The organism is Desulfurispirillum indicum S5 (assembly GCF_000177635.2).
GTDB lineage: Bacteria > Chrysiogenota > Chrysiogenetes > Chrysiogenales > Chrysiogenaceae > Desulfurispirillum > Desulfurispirillum indicum.
This window is the reverse complement of the sequence record NC_014836.1, coordinates 602,162-625,382: the sequence shown is the minus strand read 5'-3', so window position 1 is coordinate 625,382 and position 23,221 is coordinate 602,162. Positions and strand designations below refer to the sequence as shown.

The 23,221-nt window shown below is 56.5% G+C and carries 23 protein-coding genes; 19 read left to right on the top strand and 4 right to left on the bottom strand.

Annotation, left to right across the window (positions count from 1 at the left end):
- Positions 1-34: 34 nt before the first annotated feature.
- Genes SELIN_RS02965 through SELIN_RS02955 form a run of 3 tightly spaced genes read right to left on the bottom strand, consistent with a single transcriptional unit; the run spans position 35 to position 3,896 of the window.
- Complete coding sequence (locus tag SELIN_RS02965) at positions 35-1,294, bottom strand: MFS transporter (protein WP_013505223.1); 1,260 nt, start codon at positions 1,292-1,294, stop codon at positions 35-37.
- Positions 1,291-2,619 (bottom strand): sigma-54-dependent transcriptional regulator, encoded by a 1,329-nt coding sequence (locus SELIN_RS02960; protein WP_013505222.1) that lies wholly within the window; start codon positions 2,617-2,619, stop codon positions 1,291-1,293. The genes SELIN_RS02965 and SELIN_RS02960 overlap by 4 nt, the downstream gene beginning before the upstream one ends.
- Entirely contained in the window at positions 2,616-3,896 is a 1,281-nt protein-coding gene (locus SELIN_RS02955) for a histidine kinase dimerization/phospho-acceptor domain-containing protein (RefSeq protein ID WP_013505221.1), read from the bottom strand. Before SELIN_RS02955 ends, SELIN_RS02960 begins: the two co-directional genes overlap by 4 nt.
- Before the next feature lie 285 nt (positions 3,897-4,181).
- Here SELIN_RS02955 and rpmF point away from each other — a divergent pair, with 285 nt between their 5' ends.
- From rpmF to SELIN_RS13745, 19 genes are all read left to right on the top strand, one after another.
- Positions 4,182-4,361, top strand: a complete 180-nt coding sequence (gene rpmF, locus SELIN_RS14465) for a 50S ribosomal protein L32 (RefSeq protein ID WP_013505220.1) — start codon at positions 4,182-4,184, stop codon at positions 4,359-4,361.
- A gap of 32 nt (positions 4,362-4,393) precedes the next feature.
- Positions 4,394-5,434, top strand: coding sequence for a phosphate acyltransferase PlsX (plsX, locus tag SELIN_RS02950; RefSeq protein ID WP_013505219.1), 1,041 nt, complete (start codon positions 4,394-4,396; stop codon positions 5,432-5,434).
- Position 5,435: 1 nt separating this feature from the next.
- A complete protein-coding gene (locus SELIN_RS02945; RefSeq protein ID WP_041725887.1) occupies positions 5,436-6,416 on the top strand; it encodes a beta-ketoacyl-ACP synthase III in 981 nt (326 codons plus the stop codon).
- 11 nt (positions 6,417-6,427) lie between these two features.
- Positions 6,428-7,390, top strand: coding sequence for an ACP S-malonyltransferase (fabD, locus tag SELIN_RS02940; protein ID WP_013505217.1), 963 nt, complete (start codon positions 6,428-6,430; stop codon positions 7,388-7,390).
- Positions 7,374-8,117 carry a 3-oxoacyl-[acyl-carrier-protein] reductase gene (gene fabG / locus SELIN_RS02935; RefSeq protein ID WP_013505216.1) on the top strand — a complete coding sequence of 248 codons (744 nt, stop codon included), beginning with the start codon at positions 7,374-7,376 and terminating at the stop codon, positions 8,115-8,117. The genes fabD and fabG overlap by 17 nt, the downstream gene beginning before the upstream one ends.
- Before the next feature lie 181 nt (positions 8,118-8,298).
- Positions 8,299-8,529, top strand: a complete 231-nt coding sequence (acpP, locus tag SELIN_RS02930; protein ID WP_013505215.1) for an acyl carrier protein — start codon at positions 8,299-8,301, stop codon at positions 8,527-8,529.
- A gap of 159 nt (positions 8,530-8,688) precedes the next feature.
- Positions 8,689-9,939: a beta-ketoacyl-ACP synthase II gene (gene fabF, locus SELIN_RS02925; RefSeq protein WP_013505214.1), complete on the top strand. Its 1,251-nt coding sequence runs from the start codon at positions 8,689-8,691 to the stop codon at positions 9,937-9,939.
- Complete coding sequence (rnc, locus tag SELIN_RS02920; protein WP_013505213.1) at positions 9,939-10,682, top strand: ribonuclease III; 744 nt, start codon at positions 9,939-9,941, stop codon at positions 10,680-10,682. Before fabF ends, rnc begins: the two co-directional genes overlap by 1 nt.
- Complete coding sequence (glgP, locus tag SELIN_RS02915) at positions 10,679-13,243, top strand: alpha-glucan family phosphorylase (protein WP_013505212.1); 2,565 nt, start codon at positions 10,679-10,681, stop codon at positions 13,241-13,243. Before rnc ends, glgP begins: the two co-directional genes overlap by 4 nt.
- A 186-nt stretch (positions 13,244-13,429) precedes the next feature.
- The gene (locus SELIN_RS02910; RefSeq protein ID WP_013505211.1) at positions 13,430-14,296 is read left to right on the top strand and encodes a glucosaminidase domain-containing protein; all 867 of its coding nucleotides are present in this window, start codon (positions 13,430-13,432) and stop codon (positions 14,294-14,296) included.
- Positions 14,297-14,428: 132 nt separating this feature from the next.
- Positions 14,429-14,839, top strand: coding sequence for a cupredoxin domain-containing protein (locus tag SELIN_RS02905; protein ID WP_013505210.1), 411 nt, complete (start codon positions 14,429-14,431; stop codon positions 14,837-14,839).
- Between the two features lie 4 nt (positions 14,840-14,843).
- A complete protein-coding gene (locus tag SELIN_RS02900) occupies positions 14,844-15,899 on the top strand; it encodes a YncE family protein (RefSeq protein ID WP_013505209.1) in 1,056 nt (351 codons plus the stop codon).
- Between the two features lie 16 nt (positions 15,900-15,915).
- A complete protein-coding gene (locus SELIN_RS02895; RefSeq protein WP_013505208.1) occupies positions 15,916-16,347 on the top strand; it encodes a DUF4418 family protein in 432 nt (143 codons plus the stop codon).
- 1 nt (position 16,348) lies between these two features.
- A complete protein-coding gene (locus tag SELIN_RS02890; protein ID WP_013505207.1) occupies positions 16,349-17,548 on the top strand; it encodes an ABC transporter permease in 1,200 nt (399 codons plus the stop codon).
- A 15-nt stretch (positions 17,549-17,563) separates the two neighbouring features.
- Complete coding sequence (locus tag SELIN_RS02885; protein WP_013505206.1) at positions 17,564-18,238, top strand: ABC transporter ATP-binding protein; 675 nt, start codon at positions 17,564-17,566, stop codon at positions 18,236-18,238.
- 375 nt (positions 18,239-18,613) lie between these two features.
- A complete protein-coding gene (locus SELIN_RS02880; RefSeq protein ID WP_013505205.1) occupies positions 18,614-19,018 on the top strand; it encodes a cupredoxin domain-containing protein in 405 nt (134 codons plus the stop codon).
- A 25-nt stretch (positions 19,019-19,043) separates the two neighbouring features.
- A complete protein-coding gene (locus SELIN_RS02875; protein ID WP_013505204.1) occupies positions 19,044-20,066 on the top strand; it encodes a cytochrome-c peroxidase in 1,023 nt (340 codons plus the stop codon).
- 73 nt (positions 20,067-20,139) lie between these two features.
- Positions 20,140-22,101 carry a cupredoxin domain-containing protein gene (locus SELIN_RS02870; RefSeq protein ID WP_013505203.1) on the top strand — a complete coding sequence of 654 codons (1,962 nt, stop codon included), beginning with the start codon at positions 20,140-20,142 and terminating at the stop codon, positions 22,099-22,101.
- An 18-nt stretch (positions 22,102-22,119) separates the two neighbouring features.
- On the top strand, positions 22,120-22,503 hold the full coding sequence (locus SELIN_RS13745; protein ID WP_013505202.1) for a cupredoxin domain-containing protein: 384 nt from the start codon (positions 22,120-22,122) through the stop codon (positions 22,501-22,503).
- A 75-nt stretch (positions 22,504-22,578) separates the two neighbouring features.
- On the opposite strand, the gene SELIN_RS02860 is transcribed toward SELIN_RS13745, so the two are convergent.
- Positions 22,579-23,151 (bottom strand): HD domain-containing protein, encoded by a 573-nt coding sequence (locus SELIN_RS02860; RefSeq protein WP_013505201.1) that lies wholly within the window; start codon positions 23,149-23,151, stop codon positions 22,579-22,581.
- Positions 23,152-23,221: the final 70 nt, after the last annotated feature.

Below are 23,221 nucleotides of genomic sequence, written 5' to 3'. Positions count from 1 at the left end.
GTAACTGTGTTTCGCATGAGCGCCGACATCCGCGTCAGCGGTGATCCTGCAGGCGCCGCGCGCACAGCAGCCCTGTCAGAAGCGCTCCAAGCGTGCATAAATATAGCACGTCATAGCCAAAATTGCTCAGGATCAGTCCACCGGGGATGGCAAAAAACAGCCCAAGGGACGTGATATTGAACTGCAGCGCGATATATACCGGACGTTTGGCTTCCGGAGCAATGATAATAATCAGATTGTTCGCCACCAACCGCATGCCATCCATTCCGGCTCCCAGCAGAAAAAAGACGAAACCGTAACTGAGGGCGCTCTGACTCTTCCACACCAGCAAAAATGCGGCGATCATCACGCTGAAGGACAGGGTCACCACCGCCCGGTTGCGTCCCCGGGAGGCCAGTTGCCCCCACACCACATTTCCCGCCATGGCTCCCATCATCTGCACCGAAACATAACCGCCGATCAGCCAGCCACTCAGCGCTATGGTCTGGTTGGCCTGCAGGATGATAAAGGGCATGGCCAGGAGGTAGGAGTAGGAAAGGGTGATGACCACAATCTGCTGACGCAGGGCGCGATCATCGCGCAATATCTCGGCGCAGTGGCGCAGGAAGAGCCCAAAGGAGTCTTCCCTGGCTGCCACGTTCCGCTTTACCGGCTCATCAACCGTGAGGAAGACGAGGTAGGCCACCACCAGAAAACCGGAGCTGACCATGAAGAGCCAGGCATAGCTGGCCGGAGGCTCAAAGTGCTGCAGCACCCAGCCCGCCACCGCACCGCTGAGCACCGCGCCAAAGGCGGCCAGAAACTGGCGCTGGGCCATGGTCTTCCCCAGAAAGCGGTGGCTGAAGATCTTGCCGAGAATTTCGCGGTAGTAGATGGAGCCAAACCCTGCGGAGAAGGAAAAGAGAAAAAGCCCGATGCCAAGCGCCCATAAACTGGCCACTGGCCAGTCGTCCCCGAAGATATACAAGGCCAGACCGATACCGAACCAGCTCAGAAAGCGAACCAGATAAACGATGCGCTGATAGGGCATCACCCGCGGCAGACTCTGGGAATAGAACGCGGCGAACATCTGCACCACAACGGCGCCTCCCCGCAGAAGGGAAGCGAAGAGTCCCACCAGGATATGGCTTGAGCTGAAGTGGTGAACGATCAGGGGCAGGACGGTGGAAGGCTCGGCAATGGTGGTGGCAAGGGAAATACAGAACCCATGCACGAGGTTCTTCCTGTGGCTTGATGGATGATCAACCCCATGGGCGGATGTGCGGGAAAGGTGAGCTGATGCCGGGGTGCTCACTCCAGCCCGTACTCTTTGATCTTGTAGTGCAGGGTGCGGCGGGCAATGCCCAGGGCGCGCGCCGCTTCCGACTTATTGCCGTCAGCTTTTTCCAGTGCTTCCTGGATCATGCGCTTCTGCTGGTCTTTCATACTGCTGCCGTTGCCGGTGGCAGCACCTGGCCTGGCCGTCATGGGTGGAAGGTGCTCTGCCTCCAGAACCGCTCCACGACACAGGATAATGGCCCGTTCCACCAGATTCTCCAGCTCACGCACATTGCCGGGAAAATCATAGGCCTGCATCTTCTTCAGGAAGCCTTCCGAACAGCCACTGATAAGCTTGTTGAAACGTTTGGCGTGACTTGCCAGGAAGTGTTTGACCAGCAGAGGAATCTCCTCGCGCCGCTCCCGCAGAGGAGGCAGCTCCACCGGAAAGACATTGAGGCGGAAGTAGAGATCTTCCCGGAAATCCCCGCTGTGCACCATATCCTGCAGATTGCGGTTGGTGGCGGCCAGGATGCGCACATCCACGGGAATGGGTCTGGTGGAGCCGACCCGCTCTATAACTTTTTCCTGAATAGCCCGCAGCAGTTTTGACTGCGCCCCGGGCGTCAGTTCGCCAACCTCGTCGAGGAAGAGGGTTCCGCCGTGGGCCGCCTCAAAGCGTCCCTTCTGCTGGCCAGTGGCACCGGTAAAAGAACCCTTCTCATGGCCGAAGAGCTCACTCTCCACCAGATTCTCACTGAGGGCAGCACAGTTCACCGCCATGAAAGGCGCCCCGGCACGGGGTGAATTGTCGTGTATGGAGCGGGCCACCAGTTCCTTGCCGGTGCCCGACTCCCCCAGAATCAGCACCGACGCGTCCGTGGGAGCCACCATTTCCAGCAGATCAATCACCGCACCCAGGCCCTTGTCACTGTAGACCCCGGGGAAGTGATAGGTGCTCTTCTTCACTGGAGCAGCCACCATGCTGGGATCACGCTGCAGAGCCGCGTCGATATGCTTCTTCAGCTCGTCCACATCCACCGGCTTGGACAGAAAGTCTGTGGCGCCCAGCTTCATGGCCTCTACAGCGCCTTTGACGGTGGAAAAAGCGGTGATGACAATCACTGGTGTCTGCAGGCCGCGCTTGCGCAGCTGCGCCAGAAAGGTCAGACCATCCATGACCGCCATCTTCATATCCAGCAGGATCAGATCCGCGCTGTACTCCTGCAGCAGATCAAGGGCCTCCTGGCCATGGCCAGCCTCCAGGATATCCTCATAACCATGGTCCGAAAGATTGACCTTCAGCATGAAACGATGATTCGCTTCGTCGTCGACAATCAGAATACGCTTTTGTTTTTTCACGGGCTCACCTGGAAGTCGATATGTACTGTAAAGGGGTTCGTGGCGAAAATGCGGCACTGAAAACCATGCAGCTCCAGAATCTTGCGGCTGATGGACAGCCCCAGCCCGGAACCCTTGGTTTTGGTGGTGAAAAAGGGGCGGAAGAGGTCATCGGCATGGCACTGCAGCGACGATTCAACGGCATTTTTCACCTGAACACTGCGAACAGCGCTGTCCAGGAGAATTTCCACCGGCTGCCCATGGGGAGAGGCTTCCACCGCGTTCAGCAGGAAGTTCACAAAAGCCTGCAGCAGTTTTTCACGATCGGCCAGGATGGAAAAATCACTCCCCGTAATGCGCAGGTCGATCTCCTTGTGGGTAATCTCATGCTCCAGCAGATCCGCCGCCTTCTGCCACAGTTCACCCAACTGCACCGGAGCTTTTTCCAGGGGAATATCCTTACCGTAAGCCAGAAAATCATTGGCAATGGTGTTCAGGCGATTGGTTTCGTCCAGAGAGCGCTGCAGAATATCGCGGATATGGGGATCATTTTCCTTTTTCAGGGCAAAGCCGATCAGCCCGGCCATGGAGCTGAGGGGGTTCTTGATCTCATGGGCCAGCACGCTGGAGAAGCGCCCCAGTTCCGCCTCCTGCTCCATGCGCTTGAGCTTCGCCTCCCGCTGCACGTGGATATTGATCAGCTTTACCAGGAAGCCATAGATAACCACCAGCAACACCTGCACAAAAATCACCAGGGAAACATCGAAGTAGTGTTTGTTGCGCAAGGCATTGATAGGGGTTTTGTCGATGCTCAGCATGATGTAGAGGCCTTTGCGGAACATTTCTTCGCGATGGAAGCGGTTCCAGACACCCATAATGCGGCCACCATCGGTCAGACGCAGCTTCCGGTAGATAAAGTAAAAGTCTGCCGCCTCCACCACGAACTCACCCTCAAAGTCCGTCACCAGCCACTGGTGATCAACGGGCTTCAGGGAGACCAGTGGCGAACCGTCACCAGCGTAGATGACCACATTCGCAACCGCCTCCTGCTGAGAGATCTCCTGCAGAAGGACCTCCACCTGTCCGGCATGCATGGGAGAAAACATCATCAGGACACGGTTTCCACTCTCAAAGGCGTGGATAACCGCCCGCCCGAACTCCATGAGGTTGGCCCGGTAGGCTTCCATGGTGCGGTGGGCCGAATAAAGACTCAGCACAATAATGACCGCGTTCAGACAGACCGCAACCAGCAGGAGTGCTTTGAGTTTCTGGGGAATATGCTTCATGAAGAATGACATAAATAAAAACCGGTTTTATTTTCGTTCATATTAACGTAGTATACGAATTTGTGCCCATTACAAACAGGGCACCTTATACACCGTTTTCCCACAAGAAAGCAATGCAGGGGGCCGTCGACTCCACTTCTTTTCCTGCGAGAAGAGCGCGGACGAAAAGCGAACCCTTGACAAGCATTGCGGGTATCTATATATTCGCTCGGTTTTTCCCTGACAAGAAGGGAAACACGCGTAACCTTGTCAACCATTTACACCGAAATACGTGTACATCAAAGGAGAAGTATTGCCATGGCAGTGCCCAAGAAGAAAACGAGCCGTTCCAGAAGAGGGAGCCGTCGCGCTCACCAGGCTCTGAGCCCCGTACAGACTGTAACTTGCTCTAACTGCAGCGAACCCAAGCGCCCCCACCGGGTCTGCCTTTCCTGCGGCAGTTACAACGAAAAGCAAGTGGTTGAAGTTGATCTCTAGGATCAATCCATCCTTTCCACTTGGAGTCGTCGTTGCATAGGATAGTCATTGACGTCATGGGGGGTGACTTTGCCCCCCAGAACCCCATTGAAGGCGCCGTTCTGGCCCTGGAAGAGTATCAGGACATCGAAATCTGTCTGGTCGGACCGGAACAGGTGATTGCGCAGGAGCTGCAGCGATACCCTGACTGTCCCCGCGAGCGGCTGCGCATCGTGCATGCCAGTGAGTACATCACCATGGAGGAAGCGCCGGGGATCGCCCTGCGGCGCAAAAAGGACTCCAGCATCCGCGTGGGACTGGAACTGGTTAAAAAGGGAGAGGCGGACGCCTTCATCAGTGCCGGCAATACCGGCGCCGTGATGGGTGGTTCCCTGCTCTACCTCAAAACCATGCCCGGTGTCGCCAAAGCCGCCATCGCCACCTTTCTGCCGACCCTTTCCGGTACCAGTATCATGCTTGACGTGGGCGCCAATGTGGATTGCCGTCCGGAACACATTCTGCAGTTTGCCCTCATGGGCAACTCCTATGCCCGCTACGTCCTCAACAAACCCGCCCCTACGGTGGGTATTCTCAGCATCGGCGAAGAAGACAGCAAGGGCAATGATATCACCCGCCAGACTTTCCGCCTGCTCAACGAGTGCAGCCTGATTGACTTCAGGGGCAATGTGGAGGGCAAGGAAGTCTACAAGGGCGTTGTGGATGTCATCGCCTGCGATGGTTTCACCGGAAATATCGCCCTCAAGGTCAGCGAAAGCCTCGCCTACATGATCTCCACCATGCTCAAGGAAGAATTGGGGCGTGGCTGGTTCAACAAGCTGGGAGCGGTGCTCTCCGTCAAAGCCCTCAAGCGCCTGAAAAAACGCCTCGACTACACCGAGTACGGTGGAGCACCACTTCTGGGCGTTAACGGAGCCGTCTTCATCAGTCACGGCAGCTCCAGCCCCCAGGCACTGAAAAACGCCTTCCGCGCCGCCAGAATCTACGTTGAGCGCGGAGTCAACCAGCACATATACGACGACATCACCAAAACATTCGCTCAACTCAACCATATCGAGAACAATGGACAGGTGTAAGGTGCTCTACAGTAAAGTTGCCTCCATTGCCTACCATGTCCCGTCCAGGGTGCTGAGTAACCAGGACCTGGAAGCCATGGTGGACACCAATGACGAATGGATACGGACGCGCACCGGGATTCACCAGCGCCATGTGGCCGAACCCGGCGAAAAGACCTCCGATCTGGCTTGCGAAGCTGCCAGGAAAGCACTGAATAATGCGGGGCTGAGACCGGAAGATATCGATCTGATCATCCTGGCCACCATTACCCCCGACCACTTCTGCATGCCCAGTACCGCCTGCGAAGTCCAGCGGAAGCTTGGGGCCACCAGGGCTGCCGCCTTTGACCTGCAGGCCGCCTGCACCGGTTTCATCTACGCCATGAAAGTTGCCGACTCCATGATACGTGCCGCTGGCTACCAGCGCGTACTGGTGATTGGAGCCGAAACCCTCTCCTCCATAACAGACTGGACCGACCGCGGCACCTGCATACTCTTCAGTGATGGTGCCGGCGCAGCCGTACTGGTTCCCTCGCAGGAGCCCGGCGTACAAAGCTGTATCCTTCACTCCGATGGCAATTACGGCGACATGCTCATGACGCCCCGCGTCAACTCGGACACCCCCTTCGCCGAGCGCTCCCGCGGCGGAGACGTCGGCTTTATTCAGATGCGCGGCAACGAACTCTTCAAAGTCGCCGTCAAAAACATGTCGGACGTCCTGCAGGAAGCGCTGGAAGCAAGTGGCGTCAATGAAAAGGACATCTCCCTGGTCATTCCGCACCAGGCCAATATACGTATTATCGAAGCTGTTGCCAAACGCTTCGGACTCTCCATGGACCGCGTGATGGTGACGGTGGATCGTTACGGCAACAATTCTGCGGCAACCATTCCCATTGCCTGGGCTGAAGCCCTTGAGCAGGGAAAAATTCAAACCGGTGACACCATTGCCCTGACTGCCTTCGGCGGTGGGCTCACATGGGGCAGCGCCATCGTCACCATTTAAGAGGAGCACTCATGCTACAGGAAAAAAATATTGCCTTTCTCTATCCCGGCCAGGGCTCACAGGTGGTCGGAATGGGCAAGGATCTTTGCCAGCAGTACCACTATGCCCGCCACCTTTTCGAGCAGGCCGGCGATGTACTGGGCTTCGACCTCATGAATATCTGCTTTAACGGTCCCGAAGAAGAGCTGCGCCTGACCAGCATCACCCAGCCCGCGCTGCTGGTGACCAGCGTCATCGCGCACCAGGTCCTGACCCGGGAACTGGGAATGACCCCGAAAACCGCTGCCGGACACTCCCTGGGCGAATACTCTGCCCTGTGCTGCGCTGGAGGTATCGACTTTGCCGACGCGGTAAAGCTGGTTCACCTGCGCGGCAAATACATGCAGGAAGCGGTTCCCGTGGGCAAGGGCGCCATGGCAGCCATTATGAACCTGGACATCGACTCCATCCGCGAAGCCTGTCGCCGCGCGGCCCAGAAGGAGCAGGAAGTGGTTATGGTGGCGAATTACAACCTCCCAAGCCAGATCGTCATCGCCGGCGATACCTCGGCCGTTGAGCTGGCGTGCACCTACTGCAAGGAAATGGGAGCAAAGAAAGCGGTCATGCTGCCCGTCAGCGCTCCGTTCCACTGCTCCCTGATGCAGCCCGCCCAGGACCGCCTGCAAAAGGACATGGAGTCCATTACCTTCAACGACCTGCAGTACACCATCATCAATAACGTGGATGCTGCCTACATGTACCGCGCCGAGGATATCCCCACCTCTCTTACCCGTCAGGTGACCGGCACCGTACGCTGGTACGAGAGCATGGAAATTCTGCTGGGAGACGGCATTCACTCCTTTGTGGAGCTGGGCTCCGGCAAGGTGCTCTCGGGCATCATGCGCAAGATCAACAAAGAAGCGCGTATCCTCAACCTGGAGTCCTGTGAGGATCTGAAGAAAATCGAGGAGGCCTTCTATGCTGCTGCACAATAAAGTGGCGCTTGTCACCGGAGCATCCCGTGGTATCGGCCGCGCCATTGCCCTGGAACTGGCGAAAAATGGCGCTGACATCGCAGTGAACTACGCTTCCAGCGAGGGCCCGGCCCGTGAAGTCGTCTCTGAAATCGAAGCCTTGGGACGTCGTGCCATCGCGATCCGCGCCAATGTCTCCGATGCTCAGGAGTGTGCCGCCCTGGTGGAAAGAACCATCCGTGAGCTCGGCACCATCGACATCCTCGTCAACAACGCTGGCATCACCAAAGACGGTCTGCTCATGCGCATGAAGGAAGAGGACTTTGACGCCGTCATCAACACCAACCTCAAGAGTACCTTCCTGATGTGCAAGGCGGTTACCCGCCCCATGATGAAAAAAAGCAGCGGCCGCATTATCAATATTTCCAGCGTGGTCGGGCAAATGGGCAATGCGGGCCAGGCCAACTATGTCGCCAGCAAGGCCGGCATCATCGGCATGACCAAGTCCATCGCCAAGGAACTTTCCGGGAAGAATATCCTGGTCAATGCCGTCACTCCCGGGTTTATCGAATCGGATATGACTGCCGAGCTCAAGGATGACATCCGCCAGACCATGCTCAGCCACATCCCGCTGGGAAGTTTTGGAAAACCCGAGGATGTCGCAGGAGCCGTCGTCTTCCTGGCCTCCGGTCTGGCTGACTATGTCACGGGACAGGTGATTGCCGTCAACGGCGGCATGTACATGTAACACCCCGTCAGCGAGGCAGATCGGGACGCAACTCCCCCCGGAAGCCCCCCTGCACCGGTGACAAACCACTCGCGGTTTTTTACTTGACACCACTATCAACTTTCCCCTAAAGCAGGGGAGAAGTTGGGTGATGAACAATAAACCAGACAGATATTGAGTTTTCAATGCAAAAGGAGTCTTTATGTCCATTGAGCAAAAAGTGAAAGAAATTGTAGCAGAGCAACTTGGTGTAGGAATCGACACGGTAAACAACGAGAGCTCTTTCATTGATGACCTGGGCGCCGACAGCCTGGATACCGTGGAACTGATCATGGCCCTGGAAGAAGAGTTCGGCCTTGAGATTCCCGATGACGAAGCCGAAAAAATTGTCACCGTACAGGACGCCATCAGCTACATCGAAAACAACGGCTGATCTTGAATGCTCACCGCCTGCGGTGAGCATTTTTCACTGCTGAAGCGGAGTACGCGGAATTGACGGAGCTGATCCCGTTCTCTGCGTAACTTCCAGGTACTCTGTACGGGCAGTCTCTGAAAAACCGACTCTCGCAAGAGAATGAACAGGAAGAGGCACATGAAAAGAAGAGTTGTTGTCACCGGACTTGGAGCTGTCAGCCCTGTAGGGAACACCGTTGCACAGTCCTGGGAGTCGCTGATCGCCGGAAAATCCGGTATCGCTCCCATCACTCACTTCGATGCCAGCGAATTTCCCGCACGCATTGCCGGTGAAGTGAAAGACTACGAGATCGACGAGGCCATTGTCTCTAAAAAAGACCAGAAGAAAATGGATCGTTTTATTCATTTTGCCATGACCTCAGCGGCTGAAGCAGCCAAAGACGCCGGCATCACCTATCCTCTTGCCGAGGCCGACGCCGTACGCTGCGGCGTCATCATCGGCTCAGGCATGGGAGGTCTTCCCGCCATTGAGAAATGGCACACGACCGCCCTGGAGAAGGGCTACAAACGCCTGACGCCCTTTTTTATCCCCATGGTCATCGTCAACCTGGCATCGGGACAGGCGGCCATTCTCCTGAACGCCAAAGGCCCCAACGCCTGTAACGTGACGGCATGCGCCACCGGAACTCATTCCATCGGCGACGCCTTTAAAATCATTCAGCGTGGTGACGCTGACCTGATGTTTGCCGGTGGCACAGAAGCCGCAATCACCTCCCTGGGCATTGGCGGCTTTGCTTCCATGACAGCGCTGTCAACCCGCAACGATGAGCCCCAGAAAGCCTCCCGCCCCTTTGACCGCGATCGCGACGGCTTTGTCATGGCCGAAGGGGCCGGTGTCCTCGTACTCGAGGAACTGGAGCGCGCCAAGGCACGTGGAGCACGGATTTACGCTGAAGTGCTCGGCTATGGCATGACCTGTGACGCCTACCATATGACCAGCCCGGCCCCAGAAGGCGAAGGCGCAGCACGCTGCATGCAGATGGTACTCGACGATGCCGGCATGAAGCCCGAGCAGGTCGATTACATCAACGCCCACGGCACCAGCACCTTTTACAATGACCTCAACGAAACCAAGGCCATCAAGAGCACCTTTGGCACCTACGCCTCAAAGCTGAAAGTCAGCTCAACCAAATCCATGGTGGGGCACATGCTTGGAGCAGCCGGGGGCTTTGAAGCCGTCGTATGCTGCAAGGTTCTGGAAACCGGCATCATGCCTCCTACTATCAACTGTGATAATCCCGGCGACGAGTGCGACCTCGACTACATCCCTCACCAGGCGGTGCGGGGTGAAGTAAACTGCACCATCAGCAACTCCTTTGGTTTTGGTGGTACCAACGCCTCACTGCTCTTTGCCAAATACACAGGCTGATGAACGACCACTGCTGCAGCCAGGAACGTATCGCCCCCCTGGAGGAACGGCTGGGTTATGTTTTTATGCGCAAGGAATTGCTGCATACCGCCCTCACCCACCGCTCCTTCTTTCATAGCAATCGAAAATCGGCCGAGAACAACGAGCGCCTGGAATTCCTGGGCGACTCGGTTCTCGGCCTTATTATCAGCCACTATCTGCTTGAGAGCTTCCCCGCCCAAAGCGAAGGAAAGCTCAGCAAGATCCGCTCCTTTATCGTCAACGAAAAGACCCTCTCCCGCGTTGCCCGTGAAAAGATTCAGCTGGGGCGCTATCTCTTCATCGGCAAAGGAGAAGAGAACACCGGCGGACGGAACAAGGCCAGCATTCTCGCTGATGCCATGGAGGCTGTTGTTGCGGCGATTTACCTGGACGGCGGTCTTAATGCCGCTCGCAACATCATACTGGAACTCATGTCAGAGGAGATTGAGTCAACCGTCTTCAGTAATCGCCACCGCGACTACAAAACCGAGTTGCAGGAACTCAGCCAGGGCTCGCTGTCACTGGCACCGGAATACCGGGTAGAACGGGAGTGGGGCCCCGACCACCAGAAACACTTTGCGGTCAGCCTCTATTTGCACGACCAGGTTTACGGCCATGGTGAAGGAACTTCAAAAAAAAGTGCCGAGCAGAAGGCAGCCCGAGCTGCCATGGAAAAGCTGCGGGCAGAACTCGAAAAAAAGCGGGATGAGGTTACGGGATGAAAAACTTTTCTTATTACACCGTTGTGCCAAAACTGCCTGAACCCCTCAAACCCTTGCAGGAAATATCCCAGAACATGTGGTGGAGCTGGCAGACCGATGCCATAGAGCTCTTCTACCGCATAGATCAGGATCTCTGGAACAACCCCTCCATTGAGCACAACCCCATCCGCCTCATTGGCGCCCTGAGCTGGGAGCGGCTGGAAGAACTGGCCGAGGATGAGGGTTTCCTCAACCACATGAACAGCGTCTACCGCGAATTCCAGCACTATATGACCCTGGAGACCTGGTACTCACGCCTGTCGCGGGACTGGCAGAATTTTACCATCGCCTACTTCTCCCTGGAGTATGGCATCCATGAATCCCTGCCCATTTACTCTGGCGGCCTGGGCATCCTCTCCGGCGACCACCTGAAGTCAGCCAGTGAACTGGGGATCCCCCTGGTGGGAGTGGGGCTGCTCTATCGCCACGGCTATTTCCGGCAATCCCTCAACGCCGACGGATGGCAGCACGAGCGCTATCCGGAAAATGACTTTCACAACATGCCCATCAGCCTGGTACGCGACAAAAGCGGGTCCCCCATCAAACCCTACATCGACTATCCCTTTGGACGCGTCTTTTTTCAGATCTGGCAGGTCGCCGTCGGCCGCATCACCCTCTACCTCCTGGATGCCTGCCTGGATGAAAACGCCCCGGAAGGGCGTGAGATCACCAAACAGCTCTATGGTGGCGACGAAGAGATGCGTCTTAAGCAGGAAGTCCTGCTGGGCATCGGGGGTATTCGTGCCCTGAAATCCATAGGCATCAATCCCACCGTCTGCCATATGAACGAAGGCCACAGCGGCTTCATGCCCCTGGAACGCATCCGCTACCTGATGCACGAACAGAGCCTTGGCTTTGACGCCGCTTTTGAAGCCGTATATGCCACCAATATCTTCACCACCCACACACCGGTTCCAGCCGGCAATGATCGCTTCACTGCCGAGCAGGTCATGAAGTATCTTGGGAAATACATCAAGGAGCTCGGCATAGACGCAGAAAGCTTCCTGGGGCTTGGACGGGAGAACCCCGACAACAAGAGCGAACTGTTCTGCATGACTGTGATAGCCATCCGCATGGCCGGCTTCAAAAACGGCGTCAGTCAGCTGCACGGCAGCGTCTCACGCCAGATGTGGAAAAACATCTGGCCCACCGTGCCCGAACAGGAAACCCCCATAGAACACATCACCAACGGTGTACACGTGCTCTCCTGGCTCTCCCGCGATATGAAAGACCTGCTGGAGCGCTACTTGGGCGAACGCTGGGTGGATGACCCCTATGACAAGGAAATCTGGAAAAAAGTCCGCAGCATTCCGGATCCTGAACTGTGGCACGCCAGGGAGGGGCTGCGCCGTCGCCTGATAACCTTTGTGCGCAAGCGACTCAAGGAATCCCTGCAGCGCCGCGGTGCCTCAAAAAGCGAAATGGCCCTGGCCGATGAGGTGCTCGACCCTAAAGCCCTGACTATCGGTTTTGCCCGCCGCTTCGCCACCTACAAGCGTGGCAACCTGCTCTTCAATGACCTGGATCGGCTGCGCAGCATACTGGCTGACGAAAGCCGGCCAGTGCAGTTTATCTTTGCCGGCAAGGCCCACCCCCGCGACGAGGGCGGCAAGCGCATCATCAAGGAGATAATCCACACCGTCGGACTGCCGGAATTCCGCCATAAAATCGTCTTTCTGGAAGACTATGATATCAGCCTTGGCCGCAAGCTGGTTCAGGGTGTTGACCTGTGGCTCAATAATCCCCGTCGCCCCCTTGAAGCCTGTGGCACCTCGGGCATGAAGGTGACACCCAACGCCGGACTCAACATGAGTATTCTCGATGGATGGTGGGAAGAGGGGTACGACCCGGAGCTGGGCTGGAGTATCGGCGGACGCGAAACCTACGACGACCTGAGTTTTCAGGACGAGGTGGAAAGCAATTCCATCTATTCACTGCTGGAAAACGAAGTGCTGCCAGCCTTCTACACCCGCTCCGCCGATGGTATCCCGCGCAAGTGGCTCCAGATGGTCAAAGAGGCCATGGTCAATCTGTTGCCGGTATTCAACACCAATAACATGGTGGAAAACTACACCACCAGATATTACCTGAACGCCAGTATTAACTGGAATCAGTTTGAGTTTGAAAATTTTGCCCACGCCCGCCACGTGGCCACATGGAACAGCCGTGTCAGAGCTCACTGGAGCAGCGTCTCTGTGCGCAGCGTCACCATCGGCCAGGGCACTGAACTGGGAGTTGGAGAACTGGCACCGGTGGTGGCCGAAGTCAACCTGGGCAATCTGACTCCCCAGGATGTCATTGTCGAAGCCTACTACGGCAGGATGGAGCACACCGGTCGCAGCATCCAGCAGGGGCAGACGCAGGTGCTCAACAGTGTCGAACACATAGATGGCAACCTCTATCGCTTCCATGGCATGCTGCCCTGCCCCAACAGCGGACGCTTCGCCTGCACACTGCGCGTCATCAATAACTCGCCGCTGGATATCCGACGCCTGGATATCACACCCCTGATCTGGTGGTAATACCCATCAGCGCCTGGATCCAGGCGCTGATGGGCCATCCGGCTCCCGCCCGATCTTCTGCCATGACGCCCCTCCCCGCCCTTGTCTTTCGACGGAAGAGCGTCTATATTGAAGCACGAGCACACAGAATGCAAAATGCCATGACATTGTCATGCCCAGCTTACATCCCCACAGGAGCCCCCGCGAATGAAACCGGAATCACGCGCTACCTGGCTCAGCGTAGCCGCCATCACCATACTCTTTGTTACCCTGCTCGCAGGTTTCATCATCACGCATCAACCATGTGAACGCCTTCAGGAAGAGAGCCTTCTGGAAGAGGAAACTCTCCCGCTGGCCCTGGAAATCGTCGACTTTTCAACACTGCTGGCAGTGGTCGACCTGAATCAGTGCATCGTTCCCCCCGTAGCCATCAGAGACGTTCCTCCAGAGCTGCAGGACATGGACGTCATCCAGGAGAAAAAGGACGCGTTCTTCAAGATGCTCTTCCCCATCATCCTCAAGGTCAACTACGATATCCTCGAGCTGCGGGAGGAAATCCTGGCGGGGAATGTCGACGACGAGCTTTATGAACAGTTCCAACTCAGCCCGGAAGATGGCATTGAACGTCTGCTCAAGCGAGCCGATATCATCCCTCCCAGCCTCGTCTTTGCCCAGGCTGCCATTGAATCGGCCTGGGGAACCAGTCGCTTCGCCCTGGAAGCCAATAACATTTTTGGCCACTGGACCTATGTTCCCGGCACCGGCATTGTTCCCGCAGATCGACCCGCAGGGGCCACCTACGAAGTGCGCATCTTCGAAACCCTCAAGGATTCCGTGCGCGCCTACTACCACAACCTGAATACCAATCGCGCCTACCGCGAATTCCGCGAAGCGCGAACCACAACCAAGGACCCTCTGGAGCTGACCCGCTACCTGCACCGCTATTCCCAGCTGGGCGCGGAATACGGCAAGCGCCTGAACAGCATCATCCGCTTCAATGACCTTCTTCCCTATGATGACTGCACTCTTTTGCTAGATGAAGACGTCGTGCTCGCCATGGAAAATGGCGACTAAGCTCCCCACGGCTTGATACCATTGTTTTTACGCAGGCATCCAGCAGGATAACCTCTGAAAGTGAAATTTTTCCCTTGCAACCTCGAGGAGCTAGTGACAATAACTATCATTATCACTCACTAGGAGGATCACATGGGAAGGATCATTACCGTACTGCTGAGCGCAGCCTTACTTTTCACTCTCGTCGCATGCAGCGACAGCAACACCTCTTCAACACAGACCCAGGAACCCGCTTTTATCAAAGATGAACCCGTACCACCGGGAGCCGAGGATGCCCGCGTTGTCGAACTGATCTTCACCCCCCAGGATATTGAGCCTGACCATGTCACAGTGCAAAGTGGGGAAAAGATCCTCTTCGTCATCACCAATATTGACGAAGAGGGCGAGCACAATTTCCTCTCAGCTGGTGCCGCCATTCCAGAAATCATGGTGTACGGTGGACAGACGGTACGACGACTGTGGACCGCCCCTGAAACACCCGGCGTCTATGATGCCATGTGCACGATCCACCCCTGGATCAAGATGAAGTTCACGGTCGAATAACCCGATGTTTCAGTCCAAAGCACAAATGCAGGACAGACGCTTCACGGCTCTCCTGCTCATACTGATGCTTCTGGCAGCCACCCTGCTCATCAGTGGCTGTGAACAGAAACCGTCACCGTCTTCCGGTGAGGAAATTTCATGGCCTCCCCTTGAGACCAGACAGGTGGTAGCCGAGCAACGCCTGTATGTCACCGCCATGCACGAGGACAAGGTCTCCGTCATCGACCTCACCACAGCGAAAGTTGTTTCAGAGCAACGGGTGGGCAGCAAACCCTATGGTCTGGCCATTGACCGCACACACAATCAGCTGCTGGTCGTCTGCGCTCTGGCCCATGAACTGTGGTTTCTGGACCTGGACACCCTGGAAATTCTCGCAACCCTGCCCGTCGGTCGAGTGCCGGCCATGGTAACCGTGGATGAGAGCTCCGGAAAAGCTTATGTTTCCAATACCCGCGGCGACGGCATCACCGTTGTGGACACCCAGACCCACCAGGCCGTCGGTCACCTGGTAACCGGAAAAGCACCCTATAATATTGAGCTTCTGCAGAACGGACACCTGGCCGTGCTCAACCACGACGACGCGCTGCTGGTTGTGATTAATCCCGCTGATGGCGAAATCGTCCAGCGTTTCGCTGCCGTGCCAAAATCCGCTGGCATGGCCCTGCACCCGTCCCGCAACCTGCTCTTCAGCGGCGGACACGGCAGTGAGGATAATGCCGACGAAATCTATATCCACGACCTCAACCAGGGAACCAACACCGGTACCATCCCGACAGGGGAAATGGCGGCCTATATGAGTGTCGCCGATCCATACCTCCACGTTGTCCTGCACGACAAGGAGGAGCTGATTTCCTTTGACCTGGAAACCTACCAGGAAGTGATCCGCATGCCTACCGGCAAGTACCCCTTTGCGGTGGTTCCCGTCGGCTCATCCACCCTGGTAGCCGTATCCAACATGGACTCCGAAAACGTGCAGGTTTTCGACATAGAGCTGCGCGCCGTTCGCCATACCATAGAGGTTCAGGGCGGACCCGTAGGACTTGCGTACCATACCCCGTAAAAAGAGAGGAAACTCCATGCAACCACAAGGCAGCATTTTGACGCGCATCCTTGTTTTCGTTCCACTGATTCTGGGCCTGTTGGTTATTCTCACTCCAGAAGTCCTGATACCCGTCTGCACAGATCTGGTGGAGATGAAGAGCGGAGCCCTGCGCCCCATGCGCTGTGCTTATGCCGCCAAAGCAGAGATGCTGCTGGGCGCTCTGCTGATGGTAACCGGTCTGTTGATTATCCTGTACCGTAAAACGACAAAACTGGTGGCCGCGCTGGGCCTTATCGTCAGCGCCATCGGCATTGCCATCATCCTGGTTCCCCAATCGTCCATTATCGGCGTCTGCATGCACCACAGCATGCCCTGCCGTGACACTCAGAAGTGGTTGGTAGCAGAGGGCGCGCTGACCATCGCCACGGGTCTGCTGCTGTGGTATCGCTGCCGTCGGAGCATCTGATATGCTGCTCCTGGCCTGGCGAAATGTGACGCGGCGATTTTCCCAGTCGCTGATAACCATCATCATCGTCGGTGTGGCCATTGCCACCTTTACCGTCGCCCACATGGTCTTCAGCCTGCTGCAACAGAGCGTGGATCTCTCTTCACAGCGCATGGGCGCCGATATTATCGTGCTGCCCCGAGCTGTCGGGGTCAATCCACACCAGGCACTTTTTACGGCTGAGCCCGTCAATATGTACATGGACAGGGACATCCTGGACACTCTCGCCAGTCTGCCGGGAGTGCGTCAGGCGACCCCCCAGTTTTTCACCCAGTCGCTGGACGAAAGCTGCTGTGATCTGCGCGAGGCACGTCGCCTCATTGGCTATGATCCAGAGACGGATTTCGTCATCGCGCCATGGTTGCAGGGCAGGGAACTGGCCGAGCTGGCTGACCACGAAATCGTCATCGGTGGCGTCGTGCGCCCTTTTTTCGGCAACCGGGCCATCATTCTTGATGGCATATTCGAGGTGGCCGGGCAGCTGGAGCCCACGGGTACCGGCATGGATGAGACCGTTTTCATGAACATCGCCACCGCTCGCCGGCTGGCTGCTGAAAGCCCAGCCTTCACAAGCCTGTGGCATGAGCAGCAGCCCGATGAGCTCATATCCGTAGTACTTATTCAGGCAGATCCCGGACTCCCGCCATCCATGGTCGTCGAAACTATCAGCGAACTCGGGCTCAACATTCGGGCAGTGACCTCCGGTGAACTGGTCTCGGAGATGCGCAATCAGGCTCGGGCCATGGGACAGATATTCCTGTGGCTGTGGGTTGCCCTGGTGCTTATGGCTGGCCTGGCGCTCCTGGGGCGCTTCCTGGCCCTGGCCCGTGAACGCAAGCGCGAAATCGGCGTCATGCGCGCCCTGGGTGGCCAGCGCCTGGATACCTTTGCCATGGTTCTCTGGGAGGTACTGCTGGTAGTGGTGGCCGGTTGGGCAATTGGAGCTGTCTCGGGTGTACTGGTGGCCATCAGGGCACTGGAATGGCTGAAAACTACACTGATCGTTCCTCCCTGGAATCTGACCTGGCACGTGATTCTCACCAGTGGCGCCGCTGGCCTGGCCATTGCCACAGCGCTCGGTGTTGCCTGTGCCCTCTATCCCGCCTGGAGCAGCGCCCGCCTCGACCCCCAGGAAGCTATCGCCCGCAGTGACCTGCGCTGAACACGAGGAGACCCTATGTCACTTTGCAAATTACACAATGTGGTGAAAGAGTATCAGGGTGAAGAGCATGTGCGCCCGGTGGATGGCGTCACCATGGAAGTTCAGCCAGGGGACTTTCTGACCATTGAGGGCCCATCGGGCACAGGCAAGAGCACCCTGCTCTACATGATGGGTGGGCTGCTGCGGCCCACCAGTGGTGAAATACACCTGTCAGGGCAGGATATGACCTCCCTTGATGATGCGCAATTGACCACACTGCGATCCCGCTGTATCGGCTTCATCTTTCAGGAGGCAAACCTCCTGCCAGCGCTCAGTGCACTGGAAAATCTGCTCTTTGCCCTGAGACTGCGCCGTGGCGCATCACCCACTGGCGAGGAGCGCCGCAGGTCCATGGCCATGCTCGACACCCTTGGACTCGGAGAGCGGATGCACTTTCTGCCCTACCAGCTCAGCGTCGGCCAGCGCCGTCGCATTGCCATAGCCAGAGCTCTTATTACCGACTCGGCACTGCTGATCGCCGATGAACCCACCAACGACCTTGACCCCCACTGGGCCCAAAGGGTCATGGAACTTCTGCAGGAACAATCCCAGCAGGGTAAAGCGGTGGTGATGGTCACTCACCACGATGTGTGGGCCAGCTGGGCCAGACATCGTTATTATCTGGATAACGGCCAATTGCGCGCACGCTGACAGCTTGCTGGAACATCTCGAATCGGGCTGGCAACCACGAAACGCGTGCAAGGCGCGCGCAAAACCTGAAGTGAGGCGCACTCCCTGCACAATCCTGCGCAAACATCCAGCGGGCAAGGCCACCGGCAAAGGTCTGCAGCCTGCGAGACCCTCCAGGCAATCGGGCTGCTCCTGCACCTCAGGAGCAGCCCGATTGCATAAATCAAACAGCATCATATTCCTTCCCACATCATTTTCTTATCCAATAAATATGGCAATATCCCCACATGATTAAATTATGTTCTTGTAAAAAAAGGTTTGCCCTCGCGGCGATAGCTTGGCAAAAAAAGCACAAGATAACGATTCCTATTATCATTTAGTTAAGGCGGTGGAAAAATGAAACGGTTTTTGCTATTGGCGGCGGGGGTTGCACTCGCGTTCACAATCATGGCCTGCGGCAGCGACAAAAGTTCAGAATACGCTACTCCAGACTACATTAAAGATGAACCCGTTCCTCCCGGAGCTGAAGGCGCCCGCGTTGTGGAGCTGGAATTCACACCGGAGACAATTCTCCCCAACACCATCACCCTCAACGCCGGCGAGAAAGCCCTCTTCGTCATTCGAAACACGGACGAAGACGGAGAGCACAACTTCCTCTCCTCTGAAGCGGAACTTTCAGAAATTCTTGTCTATGGTGGCCAGACCGTACGACGTCTCTGGACCGTCACCGACAAACCAGGTACCTACGAGCCCCTGTGCACGCTGCATCCATGGATCAAAATGACCATGATTGTTGAATAACTCTCGTTACATGAAGGAGGAGAACGTGAAAGAGAAGAAGAGCAAAGGTATTATTTTCGGCACACTGGCAATCGTGGGCACATCGCTCATCATCGCCGCCTGCAGTGGCTCATCCCAGCAGGCCCTTGATCCCAAGGAAGTCTTTTCCAACCTGGGCCCCATGCCCGTTCCGGCTGACAACCCCATGACTCCCGAGAAAATCGAACTGGGCAAGATGCTCTACTTTGACACACGCCTGTCCGGAGACAACACGCTCAGCTGCGCCAGCTGTCACGAACCGGAAAAGGGCTGGAGCGACGGACGCCGCACCTTCCTGGGCTTCCAGGGGCATCAGGGACACCGCAACTCTCCCACTATCATCAACAGTGGCTACCACAGCCTGCAGTTCCTGGATGGCCGCATGAAGACCCTGGAAGATCAGGCCCTTGGCCCCATTCAGGATCCCGGCGAAATGAACCTCTCCCTGGATGAGCTTGTACAGAAACTCAATGCAGTTCCAGCTTATGTGCAGAAATTCGAAGAAATTTTCGGCCCTGACAGCATCAACCCGACAAATATTGGCAAGGCCATCGCCACCTTTGAACGTACCATTGTCATCGACAACACGCCCTTTGACCAGTACCTCAAGGGCAACAGCAACGCCATGTCAAAGGATGCCCAGGAAGGCATGAAGCTCTTTGCCGGCAAAGCCAGCTGCATCAGCTGCCATAACGGCCCCAGCCTCTCCGATAATAACTTCCACAATGTGGGCGTCCTCAATGACAACCCCGGCCGCGCCGGCTTCACCGGAAACCCTGAAGATGACGGCAAGTACAAGACCACCCATCTGCGTGGTATCGGCCACACGGCTCCCTTTATGCACAACGGCAGTCTGCGCACCCTGCGTGATGTCGTGGAATTCAAGAACCGCGGCGGCGATGGGCACCCCAACACCAGCCCCCTGGTTCGTCCTCTGAACCTCAGCGATAAGGAAAAAGCACAGCTGGTTGCCTTCCTGGAAGCTCTGACCGGCGAGCTGCCCCTGGTTGCCAAGCCACAACTGCCATAGATCTCCCACTCTCCCGGGAAGTCGCCCCCTCACGGGGGCGGCTTTTCCTATCTGCACACATGAAGGGAAAAACATGAAGTACTTCACAACCTGCCTGCTTGCGGCTCTTTTTCTTCTGGGCTTTTGGGTTGCCACTCCAACCATGGCACAGGCTGAAAGACTGGTGGAAATAGATGTCCATGCCAGTCAGTTTGAATACAAGCCCAGTATTCTCCGGGTACAACAGGGAGACCGGGTTCGCATCACCCTCATCTCGGAAGATGTCACCCACGGGCTCTATATAGACGGATATGATATCAGCGTCCAGGATATGCCCCAGGATCGCCAGGTAAACACCCTGGAATTTGTGGCCGACAAGGCCGGGAACTTCACCTTCCGCTGTAATGTGGTCTGCGGGCCCATGCATCCCTTCATGGTGGGTACCCTCATCGTTGAGCCCAACGCCAAAACGCCTTTTTTCCTGATCCTGGGCGTCCTGGTGGCCCTGGGCAGCCTCTTCTATGTGTACCGCAAACGCGATCGCATTCTCGGTGGACAGGATGAGTCTGCCACGTATATCGACCTTTCCAGCCGCTACCGCTGGGTAGCCACCCTGCTGAAACAGCGCTGGCTGCAGTACGTACTGATGGCCGTCAATGTCTTCTTCTTCACCATCATTCTCTACGCGGGATTTGCGGGAACCAAGGTGGGCAACGCCAACTTCTCCCTGATCTTCGTGTGGATCGTGTGGTGGGCTGCTCTGATTCTCCTGCTGCTACCCCTGGGAGGCCGCCTGTGGTGCACCATGTGCCCCCTGCCAGCTCCCGGCGAGTGGATGGACCACCGCGCCTTTGTGGATAAGGGGAAAGAGCGTCCCCTGACCCTGGCCAACAAGTGGCCCAAGCGCTTCAAGAATATCTGGCTGCAGAACTGGTCGTTCCTGCTGGTGGCCATGTTCAGCGGCATTATTCTCACCCGGCCCTTTGTCACCGCCGTGGTGCTCTCCCTGTTTATCGGCCTGGCCATCGTCTTCTCGCTGATGTATGGCAAGCGCATTTTCTGTCGCTACCTTTGCCCCGTCAGCGGATTTATCGGCCTCTACTCCCTGGTTGCCCCTCTGGGCGTGCGGGTAGCCGACAAGGACGTATGCCGCAACCACAAGCAGAAGGAGTGCATCGTGGGCACAGAAAAGGGCTACGGCTGCCCCTGGCTGGAAGTGCCCTGGAACATGGATCGCAATGCCTATTGCGGCATATGTACCGAATGCTTCAAGACCTGTTCCCAGAACAACGTGCGTCTGGTATGGCAGAAGTTCGGTCAGGACCTGCTGGTCAGCAAGGGCAAAAGCATCGATGAAGCCTACAAGGCCTTTATCATGCTCTCCTGCGCCCTGGCCTATTCGGTGATTTTCCAGAGCTCCTGGGGCGCGGTCAAGTCCTGGGCCAACCTGAGCATGCCCGGCTTTGCCTATTTTGCCAGCGGATTCCTGGCCCTCAACCTGGTAATCGTCCCGGTGCTCTTTGCCCTGAGCGTCTGGATAGGTCACGGGATGGCCCAGAAGCGCCTGTCCTCGTTCACCAATATCTTCTATCCCGTGCGACAGCTGGCAATCATCACCAAAGGTCTGATTGTGGGGCCCAAAGAAGAGAGCAAAAAGGCTGAAGTCAAAGACGAGGCGGGCGGCATTGCCTTCTCCGATCTGTTTATCACCCTCTCCTACGTGCTGGTACCCCTGGGCCTGGCATGCTGGATGGCCTTCAGCGTCTCTTTCCTCTTTATCAACGGGATTTATATCCTGCACGTGATTTCTGACCCCTTTGGCTGGGGCTGGAATCTCTTCGGCACACGTGACCTGGAGTGGAAGCCCGTTGGCACCAGCTTCTACCCCTATATCCAGGCCCTGATCCTGCTGGTCGGTCTGTATTTCTCCAATAACACCGGCGCCAGGCTGCTGGCCAAGTATCCCCTGGAAGCCGGACAGAAAATACGCCTCCTGCTGCCGGTAACCGCTTTTTTGACCATCGTGACCGGCCTGTTTCTCTGGCTGTTCCTGTAAGCATCAAAGGGAGGAATCATGAAATCGTACCGAGAGATTCTGGCAGCAGCGGCCATAGCCCTGATGGTTATCGGCATCCCCATCGGCGTAACCCTGGCCAAAAATATCGGCCAGCCACCCCACACCATCGACCTGATTATTCGCACCGTGGAAAACGGTGGCTACTCCCCAAGCCGCATCGTCGTCAAGCAGGGAGAGCCGGTTCGCCTGCGCCTGATCAGCGAAGACGTCACCCACGGACTCATCATCGGAGAGCTGGGTATTGACGCGGGCGTTATTCAGCCAGGCAAAATGAAGACCATTGAATTCACCCCTGAGCGCAAGGGGGAATTCGGTTTTGTGTGCAGTGTCATCTGCAGCCCTCTCCATACGAGACTGCGAGGGACACTGGTCGTAGAATAGCCCAAGCCACAAGCCATTATAGCGATCTCCTGTTTCCCCTGAATCTGTGCGAAAGCCCTGGTTCAGGGGCTTTTTTTATGGAGCAGCCAGCACCTGGCGCGCCTCCAGCAAGTCGTGAGGCACTGCGAAGCTCCCCTGACCTGCCATATAGTCGGCCATCAGGCCGCACAGCTGGTAAACGGCCACGGGAAGACTCTGCCGCGCCAGAGCCGTAAGTTCATCCTGATAGGGTTTACCCTTGCCTGGTTCCAGCTTGTCTGCCAGAAAAAGAATCTGAGCAATGGGGTTCAGGGCAGACTGACCACTGAGATTGGTGTGCTCGGCAACAGCCTGTAGAACAGGCCAGTGGTGATACTCAAAGGTTTCGCGCATATAGGCTGCAGCAAGAGGTCCGTGGTACATCAATGGGAACTCTTCATAGTCCGGGCGGCTCAAGCCGTACTCCCGCGCCTTTTGCCGGTAGAATTCTGCGGAGCGGGAGCGGAAGAGGTCGTGCCCCAGGGCAGCTGTCTCCACATCTACCAGATCAACACTGTGAACACACGCCAGTTCCAGGGCAAGCGCCACCACCCGCTCCACATGCTGACGAAGCTTTAAAGGCTCATTTTGGTAGTGTTTTCTGAGCTGAGGACGTATATCTGAATGCATGTTTTTCCCTGCCTGGGGTGAAGATTTTTCCTGTCGATGCCACAGCACTCTAGCATAAGCGCCTGTAATC